Origin of the sequence: Gryllotalpicola sp., assembly GCF_027352875.1 — a bacterium.
Classification (GTDB): Bacteria; Actinomycetota; Actinomycetes; order Actinomycetales; family Microbacteriaceae; genus Gryllotalpicola.
On the sequence record NZ_DAIEII010000053.1, the window covers coordinates 18,912 to 44,418 of the forward strand.

At 70.7% G+C, this 25,507-nt stretch carries 23 protein-coding genes; 12 read left to right on the plus strand and 11 right to left on the minus strand.

All coding sequences use genetic code 11. The features are described from left to right. The first annotated feature begins 71 nt into the window (after positions 1–71). The 10 genes from M7D61_RS06365 (at position 72) to M7D61_RS06410 (ending at position 11,988) form a co-directional block, all read left to right on the plus strand. Complete coding sequence (locus tag M7D61_RS06365; RefSeq protein ID WP_298228706.1) at positions 72–1,193, plus strand: DUF2092 domain-containing protein; 1,122 nt, start codon at positions 72–74, stop codon at positions 1,191–1,193. Positions 1,194–1,203: 10 nt separating this feature from the next. Continuing rightward, positions 1,204–2,139 (plus strand): ABC transporter ATP-binding protein, encoded by a 936-nt coding sequence (locus M7D61_RS06370; protein ID WP_298228708.1) that lies wholly within the window; start codon positions 1,204–1,206, stop codon positions 2,137–2,139. After that, a complete protein-coding gene (locus M7D61_RS06375) occupies positions 2,126–2,977 on the plus strand; it encodes an ABC transporter permease subunit (protein WP_298228710.1) in 852 nt (283 codons plus the stop codon). The genes M7D61_RS06370 and M7D61_RS06375 overlap by 14 nt, the downstream gene beginning before the upstream one ends. Before the next feature lie 63 nt (positions 2,978–3,040). Next, on the plus strand, positions 3,041–5,392 hold the full coding sequence (purL, locus tag M7D61_RS06380; protein ID WP_298228712.1) for a phosphoribosylformylglycinamidine synthase subunit PurL: 2,352 nt from the start codon (positions 3,041–3,043) through the stop codon (positions 5,390–5,392). 31 nt (positions 5,393–5,423) lie between these two features. Then, positions 5,424–5,942 (plus strand): DinB family protein, encoded by a 519-nt coding sequence (locus M7D61_RS06385; RefSeq protein WP_298228713.1) that lies wholly within the window; start codon positions 5,424–5,426, stop codon positions 5,940–5,942. 79 nt (positions 5,943–6,021) lie between these two features. After that, positions 6,022–8,826 carry a cation-translocating P-type ATPase gene (locus M7D61_RS06390; protein ID WP_298228715.1) on the plus strand — a complete coding sequence of 935 codons (2,805 nt, stop codon included), beginning with the start codon at positions 6,022–6,024 and terminating at the stop codon, positions 8,824–8,826. A 21-nt stretch (positions 8,827–8,847) separates the two neighbouring features. Further along, complete coding sequence (locus tag M7D61_RS06395; protein WP_298228717.1) at positions 8,848–10,134, plus strand: adenylosuccinate synthase; 1,287 nt, start codon at positions 8,848–8,850, stop codon at positions 10,132–10,134. Positions 10,135–10,138: 4 nt separating this feature from the next. Next, a complete protein-coding gene (locus M7D61_RS06400) occupies positions 10,139–10,441 on the plus strand; it encodes a chorismate mutase (protein ID WP_298228719.1) in 303 nt (100 codons plus the stop codon). Positions 10,442–10,510: 69 nt separating this feature from the next. Further along, positions 10,511–11,161 (plus strand): TetR/AcrR family transcriptional regulator, encoded by a 651-nt coding sequence (locus M7D61_RS06405; protein ID WP_298228721.1) that lies wholly within the window; start codon positions 10,511–10,513, stop codon positions 11,159–11,161. Next, positions 11,158–11,988 (plus strand): metallophosphoesterase, encoded by an 831-nt coding sequence (locus M7D61_RS06410; protein ID WP_298228722.1) that lies wholly within the window; start codon positions 11,158–11,160, stop codon positions 11,986–11,988. The genes M7D61_RS06405 and M7D61_RS06410 overlap by 4 nt, the downstream gene beginning before the upstream one ends. Positions 11,989–11,991: 3 nt before the next feature. Here the strand turns inward: M7D61_RS06410 and M7D61_RS06415 are convergent, their stop codons facing one another. The 11 genes from M7D61_RS06415 to M7D61_RS06465 form a co-directional block, all read right to left on the minus strand. Continuing rightward, positions 11,992–12,633: a TrmH family RNA methyltransferase gene (locus M7D61_RS06415; RefSeq protein ID WP_298228724.1), complete on the minus strand. Its 642-nt coding sequence runs from the start codon at positions 12,631–12,633 to the stop codon at positions 11,992–11,994. 114 nt (positions 12,634–12,747) lie between these two features. After that, complete coding sequence (locus M7D61_RS06420) at positions 12,748–13,869, minus strand: septum formation family protein (RefSeq protein ID WP_298228726.1); 1,122 nt, start codon at positions 13,867–13,869, stop codon at positions 12,748–12,750. Then, positions 13,869–14,414 carry an orotate phosphoribosyltransferase gene (gene pyrE, locus M7D61_RS06425; RefSeq protein ID WP_298228728.1) on the minus strand — a complete coding sequence of 182 codons (546 nt, stop codon included), beginning with the start codon at positions 14,412–14,414 and terminating at the stop codon, positions 13,869–13,871. The genes M7D61_RS06420 and pyrE overlap by 1 nt, the downstream gene beginning before the upstream one ends. Before the next feature lie 95 nt (positions 14,415–14,509). Next, on the minus strand, positions 14,510–15,832 hold the full coding sequence (locus M7D61_RS06430) for an aspartate aminotransferase family protein (RefSeq protein WP_298228730.1): 1,323 nt from the start codon (positions 15,830–15,832) through the stop codon (positions 14,510–14,512). 153 nt (positions 15,833–15,985) lie between these two features. Continuing rightward, positions 15,986–17,158, minus strand: a complete 1,173-nt coding sequence (locus M7D61_RS06435; protein WP_298228732.1) for an ABC transporter substrate-binding protein — start codon at positions 17,156–17,158, stop codon at positions 15,986–15,988. 38 nt (positions 17,159–17,196) lie between these two features. Next, on the minus strand, positions 17,197–17,961 hold the full coding sequence (locus M7D61_RS06440) for an ABC transporter permease subunit (RefSeq protein WP_298228734.1): 765 nt from the start codon (positions 17,959–17,961) through the stop codon (positions 17,197–17,199). Beyond that, entirely contained in the window at positions 17,958–18,761 is an 804-nt protein-coding gene (locus tag M7D61_RS06445) for an ABC transporter ATP-binding protein (protein ID WP_298228736.1), read from the minus strand. The genes M7D61_RS06440 and M7D61_RS06445 overlap by 4 nt, the downstream gene beginning before the upstream one ends. After that, positions 18,758–19,609 (minus strand): ABC transporter permease subunit, encoded by an 852-nt coding sequence (locus M7D61_RS06450; protein WP_298228737.1) that lies wholly within the window; start codon positions 19,607–19,609, stop codon positions 18,758–18,760. The genes M7D61_RS06445 and M7D61_RS06450 overlap by 4 nt, the downstream gene beginning before the upstream one ends. 1 nt (position 19,610) lies before the next feature. Beyond that, complete coding sequence (locus M7D61_RS06455) at positions 19,611–20,630, minus strand: TIGR03842 family LLM class F420-dependent oxidoreductase (protein WP_298228739.1); 1,020 nt, start codon at positions 20,628–20,630, stop codon at positions 19,611–19,613. A 3-nt stretch (positions 20,631–20,633) separates the two neighbouring features. After that, positions 20,634–22,052: a dihydropyrimidinase gene (gene hydA, locus M7D61_RS06460; RefSeq protein WP_298228741.1), complete on the minus strand. Its 1,419-nt coding sequence runs from the start codon at positions 22,050–22,052 to the stop codon at positions 20,634–20,636. Positions 22,053–22,106: 54 nt separating this feature from the next. Beyond that, positions 22,107–22,955, minus strand: a complete 849-nt coding sequence (locus M7D61_RS06465; protein ID WP_298228743.1) for a nitrilase-related carbon-nitrogen hydrolase — start codon at positions 22,953–22,955, stop codon at positions 22,107–22,109. Positions 22,956–23,046: 91 nt separating this feature from the next. On the opposite strand from M7D61_RS06465, the gene M7D61_RS06470 reads away from it, so the two are divergent. Further along, complete coding sequence (locus M7D61_RS06470; RefSeq protein ID WP_298228745.1) at positions 23,047–24,369, plus strand: aminotransferase class I/II-fold pyridoxal phosphate-dependent enzyme; 1,323 nt, start codon at positions 23,047–23,049, stop codon at positions 24,367–24,369. 25 nt (positions 24,370–24,394) lie between these two features. Then, positions 24,395–25,396 carry a 2-phospho-L-lactate transferase gene (gene cofD, locus M7D61_RS06475; protein WP_298228747.1) on the plus strand — a complete coding sequence of 334 codons (1,002 nt, stop codon included), beginning with the start codon at positions 24,395–24,397 and terminating at the stop codon, positions 25,394–25,396. Positions 25,397–25,507 lie beyond the last annotated feature (111 nt).

Below are 25,507 nucleotides of genomic sequence, written 5' to 3' on the forward strand. Positions count from 1 at the left end.
CGGACGATGCTCGTCATCCTCTCGGAGTATTTCCGGCTCCGCCCCCAGCAACCGCGTCTAGCCTGGGGCGCATGAACAAGGTCCTACGCTGGCTGCCGGCCATGGTCGCGCCCGTCATGATCGCGGCCGCCGTGACGATTCCCGCAATGGCGAATGCCGACCCGACTCTGCCGTCGAAGACGCCCGCCCAGCTGATCGCCCTCATCGGCGGCAGCCAGCATGCGGCCTATTCGGGAACCGTGCAGGAGTCCTCCGACCTCGGGCTGCCCGATCTCGGCTCGCTTCAATCGGCGACCGGCATCTCGCTGGGCGGCTCGTCGCTGAGCTCGTGGGCATCGTTCCTCACCGCGTCGCACACCGCCCGCGTCTTCGTCGACGGCCCGGAGAAGCAGCGCCTCCAGCTGCTCGGCTCGTGGGCCGAGACCGACCTCATCCACAACGGCACCAGCCTCTGGGAGTACGACTCGCAGGCCGGTTCGGCCGCGCATCTGCAGCTCTCGTCGGATGCCTCCTCCGCTGCGCATCCCGACGCCCTGCCCGGCGGCACCGCCCTGACGCCCGCGCAGGCGGCGGCGAAGCTGATCGCGGCGATCACGCCGTCGACCACGCTCACGGTCTCCACGAGCGATCGAGTCGCAGGCCGCGCCGTCTACTCGCTGACCCTCACGCCGAAGACCTCGGCAACGCTCGTCGACCACACGACCCTCGCAGTGGACGCCTTCACCGGGCTGCCGCTGTCGGCGGCGGTCTACGCTCGCGGCCAGTCGGCTCCGGCGTTCACGACGGCCTTCACCTCGATCTCCTACGGCGCCCCGGCGGCGTCCGTCTTCGACTTCACCCCGCCCGCCGGCACGACGGTGTCGCAGCTGACGCCGATGGAACTGCTGTCGGGGCTCGGTGGATCCGCCCCTCCGAAGGGCCTCGGGGCGTTCGCGCCGAAGCCGAAGATCACCGGCTCGGATTGGGCGACGATCGTCGAGCTGCCCGCCGGCACCGGCTCGGCCCTGCTCGGCGCCTCGACCGGTACCCGCTCCGCCGCGCCCGACGTCTCGTCGCTGGCGGGCAGCCTGCTCACGCCTGTCGCGGGCGGCGAGGGCCTGCAGACCGCGCTGGTCTCGGTGCTCGTCACCGCGGATGGCCGCCTGTTCGCCGGAGCGGTGCCTCTTGCGGCCCTCGAGGCCGCAGCCAAGTGACGGTCGCCGGTTGAGCGCGGCGGCCATCCGGGCCACCGGCCTGACCAAGCTCTTCGGCGCGCAGCGTGCCGTCGACGGACTCGACCTCGCCGTTCCCCGCGGTTCGATCTACGGCTTCCTCGGCCCCAACGGCTCGGGCAAGACGACGACGATCCGGATGATGCTCAACCTCATCTCGCCGAGCAGCGGGACTGTCGAGCTGCTCGGCGAGCCGATGCCGCGAGCGGCCCAGCGGGTGCTGCCGCGAGTGGGGGCGCTCGTCGAAGGCCCCGCGTTCTATCCCTTCCTCAGCGGCCGCGACAACCTCGTGCGATTCGACGCAGCCGACACGCGCTCGGCTCCAGCCACGCGACGCGCCCGCATCGACACAGCCCTCGAGCGCGTCGGCCTCGCCCATGCGGCAACCAAGAAGGTGCACGCCTACTCGCTCGGGATGAAGCAGCGCCTGGGACTCGCGAACGCGCTGCTGCGCCCGCGCGAACTGCTCATCCTCGACGAGCCCAGCAACGGCCTCGACCCGCAGGGCACCCGCGAGGTGCGCTCGCTGATCAGAGCCCTCGCCGCCGACGGGACGACCGTCTTCGTCTCGAGCCACCTGCTCGGAGAGATCGAGCAGCTCTGCACGCACGCCGCCGTGATGCGCGCCGGCACCCTCGTCGCATCGGGCACGCTCGACGAGCTGAGATCGCAGGCCGTGCGCGAGGTGACGGTGACCACCGCGGACCCGGATGCCGCGGCCGCCGTGCTGCGCGGCCGGGGACTCTCCCCGTCGATTCCCGCCGCCGACCGGGTCGAGGCCGCGCTGCCCGATGGCGTCGCCGTCGAGGACCTCACCGCCGCGCTCGTGGCCGCCGGAGTGCGGGTGCGCGGCATCGCCGCGACCGGCGAGAGCCTCGAAGACCGCTTCGTCGCGCTCACCGGGGAGGGCTTCGATGTCGCAGGCTGAGACCGCGGGCCCGACCGCCGCGGCAGTGCGCCCGCTGGCCCTGCTCGGCTCGGAGCTCGCGACGCTGTTCCGGCGCTGGCGCACGATCACGATGCTCTCCGCCCTCGCGGCGGTGCCCGTCCTCATCGGCATAGCGGTGCGCGTCGCGGGCGCTGGCAGCGGCCGGGGGCCGGCGTTCATCGGCGCGATCACCGACAACGGGCTCTTCGTCGCGTTCACGGCGATCGCCGTGTCGATTCCCGTGTTCCTGCCGATGACGCTCGCCGTCGTCGCCGGCGACACGATCGCGGGCGAGGCGAGCCTCGGCACGCTGCGCTACCTTCTCGTCGCGCCGAGCGGTCGGCTGCGCATCCTGCTGGTCAAGTACGCTGCGTGCGCAGCCTTCGCGATCGCCGCGACGCTGACGGTCGCCCTGTTCGGATGCCTCATCGGCGCGATCCTGTTCCACATCGGGCCGGTCACGCTGCTGTCCGGGTCGCAGGTCGGCTTCTGGGGCTTCAGCGGGCGCATCCTGCTGCTGGCGCTCTACGAGACGGTGTCGCTGCTGGGCCTCGCTGCGATCGGGCTCTTCGCCTCGACTCTGACGAGCGTGCCGGTGGGCGCCATGGCGGCCACGATCGTGCTCGCCGCCGTGGCGCAAGTCGTCGACGCACTGCCGCAACTCGACTGGATCCACCCCTGGCTCTTCTCGCACTACTGGCTCGGCATCGCCGATGTCCTGCGGTCGCCGGTCGAGTGGGGCTCCTTCCTGAGCAACCTCTGGCTGCAGCTCGGCTACCTGGCCGTCTTCGGCGCGCTCGCCTACGGCCGCTTCACGACGAAGGACATCGCGAGCTGACCGTTCGCCGCGGGCCGGGCCGGCTGCGGGGAGCCGCGCGGACGCGTCTCCTAGAATCGACAGGTGACTGCTGACGCGGCGGCGATCGCCGTTCCAACCGTTCCACTCGACACGGTCGCGAGCGCCGCCGCCACTCCCGAGCGCGAGCAGCCCTACGAGGCCCTCGGCCTCAAGGGCGACGAGTATGCGCAGATCCGCGAGATCCTCGGCCGGCGCCCGACGAGCGCCGAGCTCGCCATGTACTCGGTGATGTGGAGCGAGCACTGCTCGTACAAATCCTCGAAGAACTACCTGCGCCAGTTCGGGCAGAAGGTGACCCCCGAGATGACGAAGCACCTCATGGTCGGCATGGGTCAGAACGCGGGCGTGGTGGACATCGGCGAGGGCTGGGCGGTGACCTTCAAGGTCGAGTCGCACAACCACCCGAGCTTCATCGAGCCGTTCCAGGGCGCCGCGACCGGCGTCGGCGGCATCGTGCGCGACATCATCTCGATGGGCGCGCGCCCGGTCGCGGTCATGGACCAGCTGCGCTTCGGCCGGGTCGACGATCCCGACACCGCCCGCGTGGTCCACGGCGTCGTCGGCGGCATCTCGTTCTACGGCAACTGCCTCGGCCTTCCCAACATCGGCGGCGAGACGGTGTTCGACGCCGTGTACCAGGGCAACCCGCTCGTCAACGCCCTCGCGGTGGGCGTGCTGCGCCACGACGACCTCCATCTCGCCAACGCCACCGGCGTGGGCAATCTCGTGGTGCTGTTCGGGGCGCGCACCGGTGGCGACGGCATCGGCGGGGCGTCGATCCTCGCCTCCGACTCGTTCTCGTCGGGCGGTCCGACGAAACGTCCCGCGGTGCAGGTCGGCGACCCCTTCGCCGAGAAGGTGCTCATCGAGTGCTGTCTCGAGCTCTTCCAGGACCACCTGGTGGAGGGCATCCAGGATCTCGGCGCCGCCGGCATCTCGTGCGCCACCTCGGAGCTTGCCTCCAACGGCGACGGGGGCATGGCCATCTCGCTCGACAACGTGCTGCTGCGCGATCCGACGCTCACCGCCGAGGAGATCCTCATGAGCGAGTCGCAGGAGCGCATGATGGCGGTCGTGCACCCCGACAGGCTCGACGGGTTCCTCGCGGTCACCGCCAAGTGGGACGTCGAGGCGAGCGTGCTCGGCGAGGTCACCGGCGACAGCCGCCTCGTCATCGACTGGCATGGCGAGCGCATCGTCGACGTCGACCCGCGCACCGTCGCCGTCGACTCCCCGGTGTACGACCGACCCGTCGCATACCCGGTGTGGCTCGACGCACTGCGGGCGGATTCCGCTGCGTCACTGCCGCGGTCGGACGCCTCGACGGAAGCCGACCGCTCAGAACTCCGCGAGCAGTTCCTCGCCCTCCTCGGCTCGCCGAACCTCGCCGACAAGAGCTGGGTGACGAACCAGTACGACTACTACGTCGGCGGCAACACCGCCTTGTCGTTCCCCGACGATGCCGGGATGATCCGCGTCGACGAGGGGTCCGGTCTCGGCGTCGCCGTCGCGACCGACGCGAACGGGCGGTTCTGCCTGCTCGACCCCGCCCAGGGCGCGAAGCTCGCGCTCGCCGAGGCGTACCGCAACGTCGCCGCGACGGGCGCGGTGCCGATGGCCGTCACCGACTGCCTCAACTTCGGCAGTCCCGAGAACCCCGAGGTGATGTGGCAGTTCTCGCAGGCGGTCGAAGGGCTGTCGGATGCCTGCCTCGAGCTCGGCATCCCCGTGACCGGCGGCAACGTCTCGTTCTACAACCAGACCGGCTCGACGCCGATCTTCCCGACCCCGGTCGTGGGGGTGCTCGGCGTCATCGACGACGTCGCGCGCCGCGTGCCCTCCGGCTGGCAGGATGCGGGCGAGAACCTCTACCTGCTCGGCACCACCGCGCTCGAACTCGACGGCTCGGCGTGGGCTGGCACGATCCACGGTCACCTCGGCGGGCTGCCGCCCCGCGTCGATCTCGGGCGCGAGAAGGCCCTCGCCGACCTGCTGCACAACGCGGCGGTCGAGGGCATCATCACGTCCGCCCATGACCTCTCCGACGGCGGCCTCGCGCAGACCCTCGCCGAGGGCGTGCTGCGCTTCGGGGTCGGCGCCAGGGTGTGGCTCGACGGCATCGTAGAGCGCGACGAGGTGGATGCCACGACGGCGCTGTTCTCGGAATCCACCGGGCGCGCGCTCGTCTCGGTCGCCCGTGAGGACGACGTGAAGTTCCGCGGCCTGTGCGATGGCCGGAACTACCCCGTGCTGCGCATCGGCGTCACCGATGCGGTCGTCGGCGAGCAGCCGGTGCTCGAGGTGCAGGACGTCTTCACCGTCGGCCTCGAGGAGCTGCGCGCCACCAGCCGCGCCACCCTCGCCGAGCACTTCGGCGCGGTCGTCGGGCAGTAGCCAGGCGTCGGCCGCGCAGTAGAGTCGCCGCATGCCGATCGTCCCCGACACCAAGAATTGGACCTGGGTCCTCGAGAAGCCCTGCCCCGACTGCGGCTACGATTCCACCGCGACCGCGTTCGACGAGATCCCGGGATACGTCCGCGAGAACGTCGCCGCGTTCCGCCAGGTGCTCTCAGGCGAGGGCCTCACGATGCGGCCGGATGACTCGACGTGGTCGCCGCTCGAGTACTCGGCTCATGTGCGCGACGTCTACCGCATCATGCTCGCCCGGCTCGAGCTCATGCTCGTGCTCGTCGACCCGCAGTTCCCGAACTGGAACCAGGACGCCACGGCGATCGAGCAGCACTACAACGCGCAGGATCCCTCCGTGGTCGCCGACGAGCTCGCCACCGCCGGCATCGCCTTCGCCGACACGCTCGCGCAGGTGCACTCCGGCGAACTCGGCCGGATGGGATTCCGCGGCGACGGCAGCGCCTTCACCGTCGAATCGCTCGCGAAGTATGCGCTGCACGACCCCATCCACCATCTCTGGGACGTCACGAAGTAGCACTCGATACGCGACATCGCCCCGCAGTCCTCCTGCTCCCGCCCTGGAGGCTGCCTCCGATGACGGGAAGGATCGCACCATGCCCCCCGCTCAGCGACCGGCCTACGCGCTACCGGACGATCCGTCGCTGAGCGACGCCGGCGCGGTTGCAGCCGAGCTGGGAGTGGACCCGCAACGCGGCCTCACCGCCGAGGAGGCGCGCGGGCGACTCGCTGCCGTCGGCCCCAACGCTCTGCGCGAAAGCTCCGGAACGCCGTTCTGGCGGAGGGTGCTCGCCCAGCTCAGCGATCCCCTGATCGTGCTGCTGCTCGCCGCCGTCGCGATCTCGGTCGCGGCGTGGGCGATCGACGGTGCGCAGGGGCTGCCCGTCGAAGCCATCGTGATCGCCGCCATCATCGTCGCGAACGCCGCTCTCGGCCTCGCGCAGGAGGCTCAAGCGGAGAACGCGGTCGCTGCGCTCGCGACGATGACCAGGGCGCGCTCCACGGTGCTGCGCGACGCCATGAGACTCACGATCGTGTCCGACGAGCTGGTGCCAGGCGACGTGCTGCTGCTGGCGGAGGGCGATCAGGTCGGTGCCGATGCGCGCCTGGTCGAGGCGCATGTGCTCCGCGTCGCCGAGGCGGCACTCACGGGCGAGAGCGCACCCGTGTCGAAACACGCCGAACGGCTCGATCGGATCGTTCCGCTCGGTGACCGCGACGACATGGTGTTCAGGGGCACCGCCGTCACCCGCGGGACCGGACGCGCCATCGTCACAGCGACCGGGATGCGCACGGAGATGGGTGCGATCGCAGCACTGCTCGACACCACCGTTGTCGAGCGCACTCCCCTGCAGCGCGAGCTCGGCCGTCTCGGCTCCCTGCTCGGACGCGTCGTCGTCGGCATCGCCGTGGTGGTGATGGCGACGCTCGCGGCCGTCTCGCGCCCGCAGACCCCGACGGAATGGGTCGCCATCCTGCTCCTCGGAGTGTCGCTCGCGGTCGCCGCGGTGCCCGAGGGTCTGCCCGCCATCCTCTCCGTCGTGCTCGCGCTCGGCGTGCGGCGCATGGCGCGACGCAATGCCGTCGTGAAGAGGCTCTCCAGCGTCGAGACGCTCGGATCCGCGTCGGCGATCTGCACCGACAAGACCGGCACCCTGACCCAGAACCGGATGGCGATCGCTGTCGTCGCGACCGCAACGGGCGAGGTCCGCCTCGATGACGATTCGACTCTGGAGGCTCTCGACCCGGCGACGCGATCCCTGCTCGCCACCGGCGCGCTCGCGAGCGACGCGCAACTGCGCGGCACGGGATCGTCCCTTGAGGCGACGGGCGATCCGACGGACGCCGCGTTCGTGCTCGCCGCTCGATCTGCGGGCGAGGCGGATTCCGACGAAGACACCCGTATCGGCGAGGTGCCGTTCAGCTCGGAGCGCAAGATGATGTCCGTCGCACTGCGCGGCTCGAGCGGCCGCATGCGCATCGCGGCCAAGGGCGCGCCGGACGCGCTGCTCGATCGGTGCTCGCGGCTGCAGCGCGGCGACGGCACTGTGCCGCTCGGCGCCGCAGAGCGCTCCGCGGTGCTGGACGACGCCGAGCGGCTCTCGGCGCAGGCGTATCGGACCATCGGGGTGGCCCGCCGTGACGCCCCCGAGCTCGGAGGGCGCGGAGCAGCGCTGTCCGAGCAGGACGAGCGCGACCTCGTCTACCTCGGCACTGTCGGCATAGTCGATCCGCCCCGCCCTGAGGCGCGCCGCGCCGTGGCGCAGGCGGTGGGTGCGGGGATCCGCGTCATCATGATCACCGGCGACCACCCGGGGACCGCGTCACGCATCGCCGACGACCTCGGCATCGGCAGGCCCGGCGAGCGGGCGGTGACCGGTGCCGAACTGGAGGGCCTCAGCGCCGCCGATCTCGTCGAGACGGTGCGGCGGGCATCCGTCTTCGCCCGGGTGAGCCCGGAGGACAAGCTGCGGATCGTCAATGCGCTGCAATCCGAGGGCGACGTGGTGGCGATGACAGGAGACGGCGTGAACGACGCACCGGCGCTCCGGGCGGCCGACATCGGCGTGGCGATGGGCCGCACCGGAACCGAGGTGACGAAGGAAGCGGCGGACATGATCCTCGCCGACGACGACTTCGCAACGATCGTGGCGGCGGTGCGCGAAGGGCGCGTGATCTTCTCGAACATCCGCAAGTTCCTGCGCTATCTGCTGTTCTCGAACGTGGGCGAGGTGCTCACGGTGTTCCTCGGCGTCGTACTGGCCGGAGTCCTCGGCATCTCAGCCGCCGACCCCGGCGGCACCGCCGCTCCGCTGCTCGCCACGCAGATCCTGTGGCTGAACCTGGTCACCGACTCCGCCCCGGCCCTGGCGATGGGGGTCGACCCCGAAGTCGACGATGTCATGCTGCGCCCGCCGCGCGGGCGCAACGAGGGCGCCGTGGACCGGTCCATGTGGCTCGGCATCGCGACCATCGGGCTGACGATCGCCGTCGCGACGCTCGCGACGATCGACCTGTTCCTGCCCGGCGGGCTCATCCCCGGAGGCGAGGACGACCTCGCCACGGCCCGCACCGCGGGATACACCACGCTCGTGTTCGCGGCTCTCCTGACCGCGTTCACGGCGCGGTCGGCCACGGCGAGCGCGTTCCGCGGGCTGTTCGCGAATCGGTGGCTGTGGGCGGCGACGACGCTCGGCGTGGCGCTGCAGATCGCCGTCGTGGAGCTGCCGTTCCTGCAGCCGGCCTTCGGCACCGCGTCGCTCGATCTCATGCACTGGGTGGTGTGCGCGGCAATGGCGTCGGCGGTGCTCTGGGTGGACGAGGTGCGCAAGCTCATCGTGCGGGTGGTGAGCCGCCGCGGCGCCGCCGCAGCGCGTCTCGTGCCTCGCTCGACGACCTGAGCGCGCCGGTAGACTGGGCCGGTGCCCGCACTCGTGATCGTCGGCGCCCAGTGGGGCGACGAAGGCAAAGGCAAAGCCACCGACCTGCTGGGCAGCCGCATCGACTACGTCGTCAAGTTCAACGGCGGCAACAACGCCGGCCACACCGTCGTCATCGGCGATGAGAAGTACGCCCTGCACCTGCTGCCGAGCGGCATCCTCACCGAGGGCGTCGTCCCGGTCATCGGCAACGGCGTCGTCGTCGACCTCGAGGTGCTCTTCGAGGAGATCGACGGCCTCGAGGCGCGTGGCATCGACACGAGCAAGCTCGTCATCTCCTCCAACGCGCACCTCATCGCCCCGTACCACCGCACGATCGACAAGGTCACCGAACGCTTCCTCGGCAAGCGCCAGATCGGCACGACCGGCCGCGGCATCGGCCCGGCCTACGCCGACAAGATCAACCGCGTCGGATTGCGCGTCCAGGACCTCTTCGACGAGAACATCCTCCGCCAGAAGGTCGAGGGCTCGCTCTTCCAGAAGAACCAGCTCCTCGTCAAGGTCTACAACCGCCGCGCCATCACGGTCGACGAGATCGTGGCCGAGCTGCTCGGGTACGCCGAACGGCTGCGACCCCTCGTGACGGACACCTCACTGCTGCTCAATCGCGCGCTGGACGCGGGCAAGCACGTGCTCTTCGAGGGTGGCCAGGCGACGATGCTCGACGTCGACCACGGCACCTACCCCTTCGTGACCTCGTCATCGGCCACGGCGGGCGGCGCCGTCACCGGCGGCGGCATCGGCCCCGGTCGCATCGAGCGCGTCATCGCGATCGTCAAGGCGTACACCACCCGCGTGGGCGCCGGCCCGTTCCCGACCGAGCTCTTCGACGAGTGGGGCGACTTCCTCGTCGACAACGGCCAAGAGTTCGGCACGACGACCGGCCGCCGGCGCCGCACCGGCTGGTACGACGCACCGGTCGCGCGCTACGCATCCCGCATCAACGGCGTCACCGACTTCGTGCTCACCAAGCTCGACGTGCTCACCGGCATCGAGCGGATTCCGGTGTGCGTGGCCTACGACGTCGACGGGGTGCGGTTCGACGAGATGCCGGCCTCGCAGAGCGACTTCCACCACGCGAAGCCGATCTACCAGGAGTTCCCCGGCTGGACCGAGGACATCTCCGCCGCGCGCACCTTCGACGAGCTGCCGCGCAACGCCCAGGACTACGTCCTCGCGCTCGAGCGGCTCAGCGGTGCACGGATCTCGGCGATCGGCGTGGGGCCCGCGCGCGACGCCATCGTCGTGCGCCACGACCTGGTTGACTGAACCGATGACCGAGGACGAGGCGTACGCCAACCTGCTGCGCATCCGCCAGAGCATCGACAACATCGATGCGGCGCTGGTGCACATGCTCGCCGAGCGCTTCGCCTACACGCAGCAGGTCGGCGAGCTCAAGGCCGAGCACGGGATGCCGCCGTCGGACCCCGAGCGCGAGAGGCAGCAGATCGCACGCCTGCGCCGCCTCGCCGCGGAGGCCCACCTCGACCCCGAGTTCGCCGAGAAGTGGTTCAACTTCGTCGTCGCCGAGGTGATCCGCCACCACGTGCAGACGGCGGACAAGCGCTCGGCGTAGCCGGCGCCATCCGGAATCCGTTTCGCAGAATTTACTTGCACATTTGTGTGCAGCACGTAGCCTGTCGCCATGGCCGCTGAGGCGCCGCTCCACACTGGTCGGCCCCGCCGAAAAGACGCGTTCGCGAACCACGAGGCGATTCTCGACGCGGCCGCCGTCGTGCTCAACTACGACATGGATGCCTCCCTCGAGGCGATCGCACAGCAGGCCGGGCTGTCACGCCGCACCCTCTACGGCCACTTCGCCAACCGCGATCAGCTCCTCGAAGAGATGCTCGTGCGCGGCGCCACCCGCCTCAACCGCATCGTCCAGCCCGCCAGCGCGCTCGACCCGCGCGTCGAGATCGCGCTCTACGCCGCCCGCATCTGGGCGGAGGTCGACAACGTCCGCGTCCTCGCCCATCTCGCCGTCCGCGGCCCCCACCGCGACCTCGTCGCCCGCGCGCTTGAACCGCTGCGGCGCCACCTGCGCACGCTCTGCGAGAACGGCGTCACCGAGGGCGTGCTCCGCCAGGACATCGACCCCGGCATGCTCGCGCGTCTCGTCGAGGGTGCCGTGATGAGCGTGCTCGAGGAGGCGACCCGCACCTTCATGCCGGCCGAGCGGGCCCACCGGCTGGTCATGCTCGCGGCGCTCGGCATAGCAGGGCTCGGCTGGCAGGACGCCAACCGCCTCGTCGACTCGATCCCTGCGCTGCGCTGGCGAGAGAACACGCCGTGAGAATCCTGCACCTCAGCGACACGCATTTCTTCGCCTCGCCGGATGAGCGGCACTACGGCCGCGTCGATGTCCGGGCCGCCCTCGACGACGTCCTGGCCCGTGCCGACGACCTCGGGGCCATCGACGTCGTCGTGCTCAGCGGCGACCTCAGCGACGACGGCACGGCGGAGTCCTACCGGGCTCTTCAGGCCGCAATCGAACCGTGGGCGCGGCGGCTCGGCGCCCGGGAGGTCGTCTACGCCTACGGCAACCACGACGGCCCCGGCTTCGACGAGGTTCTCGGCGCGAGGCGACGGGTGGTCACCGTGGGCGGCTGGCGCATCATCGTGCTCGACACCTCGGTCGCGATGAAGGGCTACGGCGAGCTCGACGCGGGCCAGCTCGACTGGCTGCGCGAGCAGCTGGGCACGCCCGCAGAGCGCGGAACCATCGTGGTCATGCACCATCCGCCGGTTCCCGCGTCGACCCCGCTGCTGCAGGCGCTCGAGCTGCGCAATCCCGACGCTCTCGCCGCAGCGATCGTCGGCACCGACGTCGCGCTCATCCTCTCGGGGCACTACCACCACCCGGTGTTCCAGCGGTTCCACGGCATCCCCGTCGTCGTGGCGCCAGGGGTGGCCAACACGACCGACTCGCTCGCCCCGGCCGGGCACGAGCGCGCCGTCGCCGGCGGCGGATTCGTCACCGTCGTCGTCGACGGCGACCACCCGCCGCGCGCGCAGAGCTACTCCGCGCGTCAGGGCATCGACGACGGGACGGTGCTCTTCGACCTGGACGAGCTCGAGGTCCTCCGGATCGCCGAGGCGTTCGGGGCGCCGCGCCCCTGAGCACTACACCCGGACGCCGTGCTGCACGACCCACGCGTGCATCGCGATGGCCGCGGCCGCCGACGCGTTGATCGACCGGGTCGAGCCGAACTGCGTGATCTCGACCACCGCGGATGCCGCCGCGAGAGCGGCATCCGTGAGCCCCGGGCCCTCCTGCCCGAAAAGCAGAACGCATTCGCGCGGCATGGCGAAGGTCTCGATGGGCACGCTGCCCGGCACGTTGTCGATCGCGACGACGGGGATTCCGCGCTGCACCGCCCACCCGGCGAGGTCCTCGATCGTGTCGTGGTGCACGATGTGCTGGTAGCGGTCGGTGACCATCGCGCCGCGCTTGTTCCAGCGTCGGCGACCGACGATGTGGACGGAATCGGCGAGGAAGGCGTTCGCGCTGCGCACGATCGAGCCGATGTTGAGGTCGTGCTGCCAGTTCTCGATGGCGACGTGGAACGGGTGGCGATGCCGATCGAGGTCGGCGACGATCGCCTCGAGCCGCCAGTAGCGGTACCCGTCGATGACGTTGCGCGAGTCGCCGCTCGCGAGCAGAACCGGGTCGTACTGCTCGCCCTGCGGCCAGGCATCCGGCCCGCCGGGCCACGGCCCGACGCCGCGCGTCGACAGTTCGATCGACGGTTCAGGCTCGGACACGGTGCCACGCTACCTGCGCACGTCCCCGGGCAGGCGCGCCGCGGTCGGCGGGGGGCTGATCGTCGGCCGGCTGCTCAGTCGGCTCGCCTTCCGGTGGAATCGTCGGAGCGGGCTCTAGGGCTTCGGCCCGGGGCCCTGGATGCTGGCGAGCAGGCGGCTGCCGTCGGCGAGGTCGGCGTAGCAGTAGTAGCTGCGGTCGCCCGCGGCCCAGGCGGTGGAATCCGGCGGGAACGCCGTCTCGAACTGAACGTCGGGATACGCGCCCGCGGCGCTCATGCGCAGCACGCCGGAGCGCGCGCACAGCTTGCCGACGGCCGTCGCCAGGACGTCCGCGCCGGGATACGCCGCGGTGTACTGCCCGGCGGGCAGCACAGCCTTGAGGACAAGCTGGGCGGCGTGCGGGACGGCGCAGTCCACGACCGTGTACCGGCTCTGCCAGGCGTTCGTGAACGTGCTGAGGCACTCCCCGCCGCGCATGGTGTCGTAGGCGTAGGTCCCGGCCGGCAGCGGGCCGGTCGCGGGGATCGCCGGGGTCGCGGGCGCCGAGCTGGTCGTCGCCGGCGCGCCGGGCTCGACCGGCGTCGCCCCGCTGCCGGTCACCGCGCGGCCGGCGGCGAACGCGGCGATGGCCACGAGCGCCAGAACGAGGCCGATCGCAACATAGAGCAGGATGCGCAATCCGCCACCGCCGGAGGGGACCCGCCGCGCGCCGCGCGCGGTCGCAACCAGGCTCGCACCGGCGGCGGAGCCCGCCGCACGACGGTAGACCTGCGTCGCCGCCGTCGCCACGGGCGCGAAGACGTGCTCGGCGGAGTCCCCCACGTCGACCGGCTGCGCGCCGCCGAGCAGGTTCGAGATCTCGTCCCACTCGCTCTGCTCGGCCATGTCGACCGGCGTGAACGCCTGCGTCGGCAGGTCGTAGGAGGCCACGGGCTGGGTGGGCACCTCATGGATCTCCGGCTCCGGCACCGGCCGGAACGCCTTGGTCGGAGCGGAAGGCATGACCGGCACCGCAACCGGAGGAAGGACCGGAGGAACGACCGGAGGAACGACCGGCGGAACGATGGGCGGCACCGCCACCGGCGCCAGTCGGGGGGCGGCAGGAGCGGGCGTCTCGGTCTCGGCGAGCAGCTCGTCGAAGGACTGGGCAGGCGGCTGCACCTGCCGGGGCCTGATGCCCCAGGTGAAGCCGGCCTTCGATTCCTCCGGCTGCTCTCCGTCGCGCTCGTCAGCCACTACGCGAGCCCCAGGTCCGCGAGGCCGATGGCGGCGAAGTACGGGTAGCCCTCGGCCTCGATGGCCTCCTTCGCGCCGGTAGCGCGGTCGACGACGACCGCAACACCCGCGATCTCGGCGCCGACCTTCTTCAGCGCCTCGATGGCTTTCAGGGGCGATCCGCCGGTCGTCGAGGTGTCTTCGAGCACGATGACACGCTTGCCCCCGACCTCGGGGCCTTCCACCTGCCGGCCGCGGCCGTGGTCCTTGGGCTCCTTGCGCACGACGAAAGCGTCGTAGGCGCGGCCGCGCGCCGCGCCCTGGTGCAGGATGGCCGCCGCAATGGGGTCGGCCCCCATCGTCATCCCGCCGACGGCGACGACGCCGGGGACATCAGCGATGAGGTCGAGCATGACCTGGCCGATGAGCGGCGCGACGCGGTGGTCGAGGCTCACCTTGCGCAGGTCGACGTAGTACGACGCCTGCGCGCCGCTGGTGAGCGTGAAGTCGCCGTGGAAGACCGCGAGGTCCTTGATGTACCCGATGAGCTCGTCGCGCGCCGACATAAGAACGAGTCTATTTGGCAGGATTCCTTCGCCCGAGATCCCCCGAATCGACCTCTCAGGACGAGGAAGGGTCGATTCGGGGGATGTCGACGCGGTCAGAGCGCCGCGAGCACCTCGTCGTAGGCGACGAACGCCTCGGCGATGTCCGACGGCGTGGCGACGAGCGGCGGTACGACGTGGATGCGGTTGTTCTGCACGAAGGGCAGGATGCCCCGCTCCAGCAGCCCCGCCCTGATGCCCGCCATCGTGGCGTCGGGCAGCGGCTCGCGCGTCGCGGCGTCCGCCACGAGCTCCATGGCCCAGAACGCCCCGAGGCCGCGCACCTCGCCGATGAGCGTCGGATGCTTCGCCTGGAGGGCCTCGAGGGCCGGCCCGATCGCAGTCTCGCCGAGGCTCCTGGCGTTCTCGACGATGCCCTCGTCGGTCATGGCCTCGATCGTCGCGACAGCCGACGCGGTGGCGAGCGGATGGCCGCTGTAGGTGAGGCCGCCGGGGAACACCCGGGTGTCGAATGCCGCCGCGATCTCAGGAGAGATGAGGACGCCGCCGAGCGGCACGTAGCCCGAGTTGACGCCCTTGGCGAAGGTCACGAGGTCGGGGGTGATGCCGTGGCCGTGGAACGAGAACCATTCGCCGGTGCGGCCGAAGCCCGACATGACCTCGTCGATGATGAGCACGATGCCGTACTTCGTCGCGAGCTCGCGCACCCCGTGCAGGTATCCCTCCGGCGGCACGAGGATGCCGGCCGTGCCGGGCACGCCCTCGAGCAGCAGCGCCGCAATCGTGTCGGGGCCTTCGGCCTGGATGACGCGCTCGAGGTGGTGCAGGGCGCGCTCGGCCTCCTCGGCCGGGGTCTCCGCCCAGAACTCGCTGCGGTAGAGGTAGGGGCCGAAGAAGTGGGCGTGGCCGCGCGCGTACTGGTTCGGGCCGCGGCGCCAGTCGCCGGTCGCGACGATCGCGGCGCCGGTGTTGCCGTGGTACGAGCGGTAGGTCGACAGCACGGTGTCGCGGCCGGTGTGCAGGCGCGCGAGGCGGATCGCGTTCTCGTTGGCGTCCGCGCCGCCGTTGGTGAAGAAGACCTTGCTGAAGCCGGCGCCCTTGAGGTTGGCCTTCTCCTTGATGAGCTCGGCCGCCCTGCCGCGCGCGAGGTTCGCATGCTTGGGGTCGATCGTCGTGAGGATGTCGGCCTGCGCCTTGATCGCTGCGACGACCTTGGGGTGCTGGTAGCCGATGTTGACGTTGACGAGCTGGCTGGACATGTCGAGGTACTGCCTGCCGACATAGTCCCAGAGACGGACGCCGGAGCCGCCCGCGAAGACGATGGGGTTCAGCTCGCCCTGGGCGCTCCAGGAATGGAAGACGTTGGCGCGGTCGAGGTCGTAGGTCAGCTGCTGGTCGGCGGGGTTGAGCTCAGGCACGGGAGGACGGCTTTCTGGCGGTGCTGGTTTCGATGGATGCAACGGATTTCGCATCATCGGCTGGAATTCTCTCGCGTTTCCGGTCAGGGAACCACGTTGGGGCGACGGATCCCGCAGAAAGTCGCCTCTCTGCGGAATCCGTCGCCGAATCGCCTACTTGCCGCCCGCGTTGAGCGTGACGGTGATGGGCTGATAGGCCGCTCCGGTGACGTCGAGGCCCTTGGCCTTGAGGTCGGCGAGCGCCTTGTCGACGTAGGTGTTCGTGTACGCGTCGGCATCGGGAGTGTTCTTGATGACCGTGTCGCCCGAGCCGTTCTTGGTGCTCTTGGCGATCTGGACCGTCTTGTCCCACTGCGCTTTGACGATGACCCCGAGGCCGTCCGGCGAGGGCCAGATCAGCTTGTTGACCTCGTTGGTCTGCCACTCCTGGTGGCTGAGGCCGAGCTGCGAACCGGCGGCGACGACATCGGCCGCGGTCTGGGCGACATGGTCACGGGCGTAGATCCAGCCCTCGGCCGTCGCCTCGACGACCTTGGTGGTGGTGTCCTGGTATGCCGTGTCGCCGGCCAGCTTGGCGGTGTCGGCCCAGAGGGCGTCCTGGTACATGCCGTAGCCGAGGTTCGACCAGTCCAGGACGTTGAGGTCGGCGAGCGTGTAGAGCTTGCCGGTCTTCGGGTTCGTCGACTCGAGCACCTGGGCGAGCTCGTTGTACGTCATCGCCTGTGCCGCATCGATGTCGCCGGAGAGGAATCCGTTCATGTCGAACGCCTGGGTGACGACCTTGACGTCGGTGGCCGGGTCGAGGCCGGCGCCGGTCATGCCCGCGTAGAGCTCGAATTCGTTGCCATAGCCCCAGCTGCCGACATTCTTGCCCTTGAGGCCGGCGATCGTCGTGATGCCCTTGTCCTTGAACGAGATCTGTGTCGTGCCCGAGCGCTGGAAGAACTGCGCGACGTCGGTGATCTTCGCGCCGGCCTCGCGGGAGGCGAGCGCCTTGGGAACCCAGGCGACCGCGTAGTCCACCAGGCCCTTGGCGAGCTGGTCCTGCGGAACGGTGTCGCTGCCGGCCGGGACGAGCGTCACGTCGAGTCCGAGATCCTTGTAGTACCCCTGCTTCACGGCCTCGACGTAGCCCGCGAACTGGGCCTGAACGGCCCACTGCAGCTGGATCTTGACCGGGGTGAGGGCGGCGGCGCTGGATGACGTGGTGTCGGTGCTGGCGGACGACGAGCTGCTCGGTGACGGGCTGCTCGAACATCCGGCCAGCACGAGCGCCGTCACGGCGGCCGCGCCGACGATGGCGGCGCGGCGGGTGCTGTGCTTCATGCCGTACTCCTTGTTTTGGTGGTGCGTTGATGGGGGATTCAGGCTCGCCGGGAGGCGAACCACTCCAGTGCAAGCGTCACCAGGTAGAACACGAGGCCCAGGACGATTGCGCCGAAGACGTACGCCCATGCCGTCGCGTAGTTGCTCGTGGCAGCCGCGGACGTGATGAGCGAGCCGAGTCCATCCCTGGGGCCGCCGAAGTACTCGGTCACCAGGGCGGAGATCACCGCGAGGGAGGATGCGACGTTGAGCCCTGAGAAGAGATAGGGCAGCGCGCCCGGCAGGGTGACCGTTCGGGTCGCCTGCCAGCCGGACGCCGCATACGCGGTCATGAGGTCGCGGTGCACCGGGCGCACCTGGCGCAGGCCGCGAAGCGTGGTGAGGAAGACGGGGGCGAAGGCCGCGACGGCGGCGATGTACTGCCGGGGCTGCTGGGATGCCGCACCGAACATCGTGTAGCAGACCGGTGCGAGCGAGACGATGGGCACGACGGCGACGGCCGCGACGATCGGCGCGCTCATGCGGTCGAAGAAGCGCACCGCGGCGGCGACCGCGGCGAGCACGACGGCGACGACGGCCCCGACGACGAGGCCGACGAGGCCGTTCAGGCCCGTCACGAGCGTCGCGCTCCCGATGAGGCCGGGGTGCGCGAGGAGGTCGCCGAGGATGGCGCCGGGGGCCGGCAGGAGGAACTCCGGGACCTTGCCGAGCACCACGACGCCTTGCCAGATCGCGACGGCGACGACGGCGAGCGCCACCGGCGGCCAGGCGACGGCGAGGGGCGAGGCGATCCTGGCCCTCATCGGTTCTCCACCCCCACCGGGACGGCCCCATCGCCGTGCAGCGCCTCGCGCACGGCGGTCACGGCCGCGTAGAAGGCCGGATTCTCACGCAGCGCCTCGCCGCGTTCCCGACCCGGGCCGAGACCGATCGGCACTATTTCGCGGATGCGTCCCGGGCGCGGGCTCATGACGACGACGCGGTCGGAGAGGAACACCGCCTCGGGAATCGAGTGCGTGACGAACACGACGGCCGCGCCGGTCTCGGCCGACAGGCGGACCAGCTCGGTCTGCATCCGCTCGCGGGTCATCTCGTCGAGTGCGCCGAAGGGCTCGTCCATGAGAAGCAGGCTGGGCTTCTCGGCGAATGCACGAGCGATGGCGACGCGCTGCTGCATCCCGCCGGAGAGCTGGTCGGGGTAGCTGCCGGCGAAGTCGGCAAGGCCCACGAAGTCGAGCAGCTCGGCGACGCGCGCCCTGCGCTCGGCCGCCGGCACCCGGTGCAGGTCGAGCGGCAGCTCGACGTTCGCCGCGACCGTGCGCCACGGCAGCAGGCCCGCCTGCTGGAAGGCGATGCCGTAGTCCTGGTCGAGCCGCGCCTGCCGGGCGCTCTTGCCGAACACCGAGACGATGCCGGAAGTGGGCTGGTCGAGGTCGGCGATGAGTCGTAGCAGGGTGCTCTTGCCACAACCGCTGGGGCCGATGAGGGAGACGAACTCGCCGGGCGCGACCGTGAGCGAGACATCCTGCAGCGCCGTCACCGCCGGCCCCCGGCCGGTGGCGAAGGTACGGGTCACACCGGCGATCGCGACCGCATCGCTCACGCGGCGACCTCCCATCTCCGGAAGCGTCTCAGCGCGATGCCGAGAAGGGCGACGACGCCCACGGCGACCAATCCGATGGCGACGGCGCCGAGGATCGCCGCCCACGGCTTCGCCGGATCGCCGCCGGAAGCCTGGGCGTATTCGACGATCGCGCGCCCGATGCCGCCCTCGGTGCCCGTCGACACCTCGCCCACGACCGCGCCGACGACGGCGCTCGAGGCGCCGAGCCGGAGCGCGGGGAGCAGGTAGGCGACGCTCGCCGGCAGCCGCAGCCGGGTGAGCGTGCTCCACCAGCCAGCGGCATAGCTGTGCAGCAGCTCGAGCTGCGTCGCCTCCGCGGATTTCAGCCCGCGCAGCACGCCGACCGCGATGGGGCAGAAGGCGAGGTAGGCGGCGATGAGCGAGACGGACATCCACTCCTGCCAGGCGGGCAGCTGAGCGCCCCAGCCGACGACGAGCGGGGCGAGGGCGATGACGGGCACCGTCTGGCTGAGGATGACGAAGGGCAGCACGGCCCGCTCGGCGAGCGATACCGCCTGCATGAGCAGCGCGAGGAGGAATCCGAAGACCACGCCGAGTCCCCAGCCGGCACCCGCGATGCCGAGGGTGACGAGGCACGCCTGGAGGACCGCGACGACGAGCGGCAGCGAGCCGGGCAGCGACGACACCGGCTGTCCGAGGCGGTCGAGGATGGTCCAGAGGTGCGGCATCGCGAGATCGGTCGTGCGCGGCAGGATCGCGAGCTCGCCGACCTTGACGCCGGTCGCGGGGCCGAGGTCCTTGTAGAGCTCCCAGACCGCGCCGAGCAGCAGCACCCCGGCGAAGGCGAGCAGCACGCGACGGGTCATCTCAGACCTTCGCAGCCTGACGGGCGGATACCGCGGGGATGACGGTCTCGCCGTAGACCCGCAGCGTTTCCTCCTTGTTGTCGTGCTGGAGGTAGCCGGCGAACTGGTCGACGCCGAGGGCCTTGAGAGCCAGGAGCTTCTCGACGTGCTGCTCGGCGGTGCCGAGCACGCAGAACCTGTCGACGATCTCATCGGGCACGAACGCCGCATGCGCGTTGCCGGCGCGGCCGTGCTGGTTGTAGTCGTAGCCTTCCCGGCCGGCGATGTAGTCGGTGAGGGCGCGCGGCACGGCACCGCCCTGGTCGCCGTAGCGGGTGACGATGTCGGCGACATGGTTGCCGACCATCCCGCCGAACCAGCGGGTCTGGTCGCGCATGTGCTCGACGTCGGTGCCGATGTACATCGGCGCCGCGACGCAGATCTTCACCGCTGCAGGGTCGCGCCCGGCGTCGGCCGCCGCCTGGCGCACCGCGCCGATCATCCACTCGGCGACATCGAGGTCGGCGAGCTGCAGGATGAACCCGTCGCCGACCTCGCCGGCGAGCTTGAGCGCCTGCGGCCCGTACGCCGCGACCCACACCTCGAGCTCGGAGCCCTCGCTCCACGGGAAGCGCAGCGTCGAGCCGTTGTACTCGACGGAGCGGCTGTTGGCGAGCTCGCGGATGACGTGGATGGACTCGCGCAGCGTTGCGAGCGACGCGGGCCGGCCGTTCGTGACCCGGACGGCCGAGTCGCCGCGGCCGATGCCGCAGATGGTGCGGTTGCCGTACATCTCGTTGAGCGTCGCGAAGACGGATGCCGTGAGCGTCCAGTCGCGGGTGGCCGGATTCGTCACGAACGGGCCGACCTTGATGCGGTGGGTCGTCGCGAGGATCTGGCTGTGGATGACGTACGGCTCCTCCCAGAGCAGGTGGGAGTCGAAGGTCCACGCCGTGGAGAACCCGTACTGCTCGGCGAGCTGCGCGAGATGGACGACGCGGCTGGCGGGCGGGTCGGTCTGAAGAACGATGCCGAAGTCCATCGGTTACACCAGGTACTGACTGAGGCCGCGCTTGAGGAACACGCCGTCGCCCTTGCGGCCCAGGTACTGGCCGCCGTCGACGATGACCTTGCCGCGCGAGAGCACGGTGGCGACGGCCCCGTCGATCTCGAAGCCCTCCCACGCCGAGTAGTCCAGGTTCATGTGGTGGGTCGCCGCGGAGATCGTGGTGTGGCCGGCCGGGTCGTAGACGACGATGTCGGCATCCGCGCCGGGCTGGATGACGCCCTTGCGGCCGTAGAGGCCGAACATGCGCGCCGGGGTCGTGGAGGTGATCTCGACGAAGCGCTCAAGGCTGATCCTGCCGGTGGCGACCGCCTGGTAGAGCAGGTCGACGCGGTGCTCGACCGTGCCGATGCCGTTGGGGATCTTCGCGAAGTTGCCGAGGCCGAGCTCCTTCTGATCCTTCATGCAGAACGGGCAGTGATCGGTCGAGACGAGCTGCAGGTCGTTGCTGCGCAGCGCCTGCCACATCGCCTCGAGGTGGCCCTCGTGCTTGGAGCGCAGCGGCGGCGACGCCACCCACTTCGCGCCCTCGAAGCCGGGCGCCCCGAGCTGATCCTCGAGGTTGAGGTAGAGGTACTGCGGGCAGGTCTCGCCGAAGACGTTCTGGCCGCGGTCGCGCGCGGCGGCGATCTGCTCGACCGCCTGCTTGGCACTGACGTGCACGAAGTACAGCGGGGCGCCCGCGACGTTCGCGATCATGATGGCGCGGTGGGTCGCCTCCTCCTCCATCTGCCAGGGCCGGGTGAGGCCGTGGTAGAGGGGATCGGTGTGGCCGGCGGCGAGCGCCTGCTGGACGAGCACGTCGATGACGGAGCCGTTCTCGGCGTGCATCATCATGAGCGCGCCGTTCTCGGCGCCCTTCTGGAAGGCGCGGAAGATCTGACCGTCGTCGCTGAGGAACACGCCCTTGTAGGCCATGAAGAGCTTGAAGCTCGTCACGCCCTCCGCGACGAGCTCGTCCATGGCGGTGAGGGAGGAATCCTGCACGTCGGAGAGGATCTGGTGGAAGCCGTAGTCGATCGCGCAGTTGCCCGCGGCCTTCTCGTGCCAGAGGTGGTACTGGTCGAGCACGTTCTGGTCGGGATACTGGGTGACGAAGTCGATGATCGTCGTCGTGCCGCCGAACGCCGCAGCCCGGGTGCCCGTCTCGAAGGTGTCGGAGGCGAAACTGCCGCCGAAGGGCATCTCCATGTGGGTGTGCGCGTCGATGCCGCCGGGGAAGAGGTACTTGCCGGTGGCATCGATGACGGTGTCGGCGCCCGAAGCGAGGTCGGCGCCGAGCAGTTCGGAGCCCGGCTGGAGCACGGCGACGACGGTCTCGCCGTCGATGAGGACGTCGGCGGCGGCGCGGCCGGTCGTCGAGACGACGGTGCCGCCGGTGATGAGGGTGGTGGGCAACTGGGCCTCCGGGGGTGAGGTGTCGGGGAAAGGATCTCGGCGGTGCGGCGCCGGCTACGGCGCGACGAGGTCGCCGTAGGTGTCGGGGCGCCGGTCGCGGTAGAACTGCCAGTCGTCGCGCATCTCGCGCACGAGGTCGAGGTCGAGGTCGCGCACGAGCAGCTCCTCGTGCTCGCTCGAGCCGAGCGCGCCGACGTGATTGCCGCGGGGGTCGACGACCTGGCTGGTGCCGTAGAAGAACACCGCCTCCTCGCCGTACTCGTTGTCCTCGAGGCCGACCCGGTTCGGCGCGAGCACGAAGTAGCCGTTGGCGACGGCCGCCGCCGGCTGCTCGATCTCCCAGAGGCGATTGGAGAGGCCCGGCTTGGTGGCATTGGGGTTGAAGACCATGTCGGCCCCGTTCAGGCCGAGGGCACGCCACCCTTCGGGGAAGTGGCGGTCGTAGCAGATGTACATGCCGACCTTGCCGACGGCGGTCTCGAACACCGGGTAGCCGAGGTTGCCGGGCCGGAAGTAGAACTTCTCCCAGAACTTCGGGGTGTGCGGGATGTGGTTCTTGCGGTACTTGCCGAGGATGGTTCCGTCGGCGTCGACGAGCACGGAGGTGTTGTAGTAGACGCCGGTCTGCGCCTCCTCGTAGATGGGCAGCACGGCGACGAGCCCGAGCTCCTTCGCGAGGGCGGCGAAGCGCTGCACGATGGGGCCGTCGGCGGATTCCGCGTAGCGGTAGTACTTCTGGTCCTGGGTGATGCCGAAGTAGGGCCCGTAGAAGAGCTCCTGGAAGCAGACCACCTGGGCGCCCTGCGCCGCGGCATCCCGCGCGAAGCCCTCGTGCTTGTCGAGCATGGACGCCGTGTCGCCCGTCCACGTGGTCTGGCTGATGGCTGCTCTGACGATGGTCATAGGCGGGACCTCTTTTCCTCTCGGTTTTGTTATCATTTGCCGTAAACATTTCTCGATCGTTTCCGCGGATTGCGCAGTGGTTACAGGTGGCATGACCGATCTCGCCGAGATCATCGACGATGCGACGCCGCAGGGCATCGCGGCCGAGATCGCGCGCCAGATCACGGCCGGCACCCTCGAACCCGGCGAACGCCTGCCGACGGTGCGCGCGCTCGCCGCCGCGCTCGGCGTCTCGCCCGCGACGGTGAGCCATGCCTGGCAGGCGCTCTCCGGCGCCGGCATGATCGTCTCGCGCGGGCGCGCCGGCAGCTTCGTCAGGCAGCAGTCCTCGAACTGGCTGCCGCGCAGCATGCAGCAGCTCGCCGGCTACGGAGGGCCCTCCGCCATCGACCTCTCGCGGGGCACCCCCGACCCCGCGCTGCTGCCCTCGCTCGATGCGACGATCGCCCGGATGCCGCAGCACGCCGACACCGACAGCTATCAGCTGCCGCCGGTCATCCCCGAGCTCGACGCGCTGCTGCGGGAATCCTGGCCGGTCGCGCCCGAGGCGCTCACGGTCGTCGACGGCGCGCTCGACGCACTGTCGCGCCTGCTCGACGAGATCGCGCGCTTCGGCGACCGCATCGCCGTCGAGAGCCCGGGGTTCCCTCCGCTGTTCGACCTCCTCGACGTCCACGGCATCGAGCGCGTCCCGCTCGAGCTCGACGAGAACGGCGTCCTGCCCGCCTCCCTCTCGGCGGCACTGAGCCGCGGGCTCTCCGCCATCGTCATCCAGCCCCGCGCGCACAACCCGACCGGCGCCTCGCTCACCGCGGAGCGCGCGGAGGCGCTTGCCGCCGTCATCCGCGCGCACCGCAACGGCGCCCGACTCGTCGTCATCGAGGACGATCACTCAGGCCTCATCTCCATCGCCGCCGACGTCACGCTCGCGACATGGCTGCCCGGGCAGGTCGTCCACGTGCGCAGCTTCTCGAAGTCGCACGGACCGGACCTGCGCATCGCGGCAGTCGGCGGTCCGCGCCCGATCGTCGAGCGGCTCATCGCGCGGCGCATCCTCGGGCCGGGCTGGACGTCGCGGCTGCTGCAGACGATCCTCTACGACCTGCTCACCGATCCGGATTCGATCGCACAGGTCGCGCGGGCGCGCGACCTCTACGCCGAGCGGCAGCGCGCGCTGCGCGAGGCGCTCGCCGAGCACGGAGTGCGGATCGCGCCCGCCGATGGCATCAACGCGTGGCTTCCAGTCACCGACGAGCGCGATGCGGTCGTGAAGCTCGCCGCAGCCGGAATCCGCGTCGCCGCGGGGGCCGCCTTCCACCTCGGCGGCGGGCCCGCCGCCGTGCGCCTCAGCGTCGGCGGGGCCGCGCTCGACGCCTCGCACATCGCCGCCCTCGCCGACGTGGCGGAACGCTGAGCGCGCCTCGTTAGGCTGGCTCGTTGTGCAGAGCATCGTGGTGCTGGCCGGCGGGGTCGGCGGGGCGAAGTTCGTCGGCGGGCTGGTGGGCGAGCTGGCCCGGCGCCATCCCGATGCGTCGGACCGCCCCGCGGTGAAGGTGATCGTCAACACCGGCGACGACATGTGGCTCACCGGACTGCGCGTCTGCCCCGACCTCGACTCGATCATGTACGCGCTCGCCGGGGTCAACGATGCCGAGCGCGGCTGGGGGCGCGCCGGCGAATCGTCACGGGTCTCGGGCGAGCTCGCGGCGTACGGCGTCGGCTGGCCGTGGTTCACGCTCGGCGACCTCGACCTCGGCACGCATATCGCGCGCACCGCGCTGCTGCGCGATGGGCTGACCCTGACCGAGGCGACGGCTCGGCTGGGGGCGCGCTGGCACGCCGGGGCCGGGCTTCCGGCGACGCTCCTGCCCATGAGCGACGATCCGGTCGAGACCCACGTGCGGGTGACGATCGACGGCGACGACGCCCTCCTGCACTTCGAGGAGTGGTGGGTCCGGTTGCGCGCCGGGATCCCCGCCCGGGAGTTCGTCCAGGTCGGCGTCGAATCGGCCCGCCCGACGCCCGAGGTGCTCGCGGCGGTCGCCGCAGCCGACCTCGTGCTCCTCGCGCCGTCGAATCCCGTGGTGTCGATCGGGACGATCCTCGGCGTGCCGGGCATGCGCGAGGCGCTGGCGGCGGCGCCGGCGCCGATCGTCGGCGTCTCGCCGATCATCGCCGGGGCCGCGGTGCGCGGCATGGCGGATTCCTGCCTCGCCGCCATCGGCGTCGAGACCTCGGCGCTCGGCGTCGCCGGGCATTACGGCGCGCGCTCGACGGGCGGAGTGCTCGACGCCTGGCTCGTCGCCGAGGAGGACGCCGCCGCTGTACCGCAGGTCCACGCCCTCGGCATCCGCTCGGCCGCCGTGCCCCTCTGGATGCGAGATGCCGCGACGTCGACCGCACTCGCCGGCGCCGCACTCGACGCCGCGGGTCGCCAGTAGTGCCGGAAAGCGGCCTCTCGTTCCGGCGCCACCAGCGGACCGCGCAATCGGACGTAGGGTGATTGCGTAGCTCCGGCCTGGACTTGGGCCGTCGAGGCAACGCGGACGTAC

Excerpts from the sequence above, each read along its gene's own strand:
- M7D61_RS06365 (WP_298228706.1), top strand. The coding sequence starts at position 72 with ATGAACAAGGTCCTACGCTGGCTGCCGGCCATGGTCGCGCCCGTCATG.
- M7D61_RS06375 (WP_298228710.1), top strand. The coding sequence starts at position 2,126 with ATGTCGCAGGCTGAGACCGCGGGCCCGACCGCCGCGGCAGTGCGCCCG.
- M7D61_RS06385 (WP_298228713.1), top strand. The coding sequence starts at position 5,424 with ATGCCGATCGTCCCCGACACCAAGAATTGGACCTGGGTCCTCGAGAAG.
- M7D61_RS06390 (WP_298228715.1), top strand. The coding sequence starts at position 6,022 with ATGCCCCCCGCTCAGCGACCGGCCTACGCGCTACCGGACGATCCGTCG.
- M7D61_RS06400 (WP_298228719.1), top strand. The coding sequence starts at position 10,139 with ATGACCGAGGACGAGGCGTACGCCAACCTGCTGCGCATCCGCCAGAGC.
- M7D61_RS06405 (WP_298228721.1), top strand. The coding sequence starts at position 10,511 with ATGGCCGCTGAGGCGCCGCTCCACACTGGTCGGCCCCGCCGAAAAGAC.
- pyrE (WP_298228728.1), bottom strand. The coding sequence starts at position 14,414 with ATGTCGGCGCGCGACGAGCTCATCGGGTACATCAAGGACCTCGCGGTC.
- M7D61_RS06435 (WP_298228732.1), bottom strand. The coding sequence starts at position 17,158 with ATGAAGCACAGCACCCGCCGCGCCGCCATCGTCGGCGCGGCCGCCGTG.
- M7D61_RS06440 (WP_298228734.1), bottom strand. The coding sequence starts at position 17,961 with ATGAGGGCCAGGATCGCCTCGCCCCTCGCCGTCGCCTGGCCGCCGGTG.
- M7D61_RS06450 (WP_298228737.1), bottom strand. The coding sequence starts at position 19,609 with ATGACCCGTCGCGTGCTGCTCGCCTTCGCCGGGGTGCTGCTGCTCGGC.
- M7D61_RS06455 (WP_298228739.1), bottom strand. The coding sequence starts at position 20,630 with ATGGACTTCGGCATCGTTCTTCAGACCGACCCGCCCGCCAGCCGCGTC.
- M7D61_RS06465 (WP_298228743.1), bottom strand. The coding sequence starts at position 22,955 with ATGACCATCGTCAGAGCAGCCATCAGCCAGACCACGTGGACGGGCGAC.
- M7D61_RS06470 (WP_298228745.1), top strand. The coding sequence starts at position 23,047 with ATGACCGATCTCGCCGAGATCATCGACGATGCGACGCCGCAGGGCATC.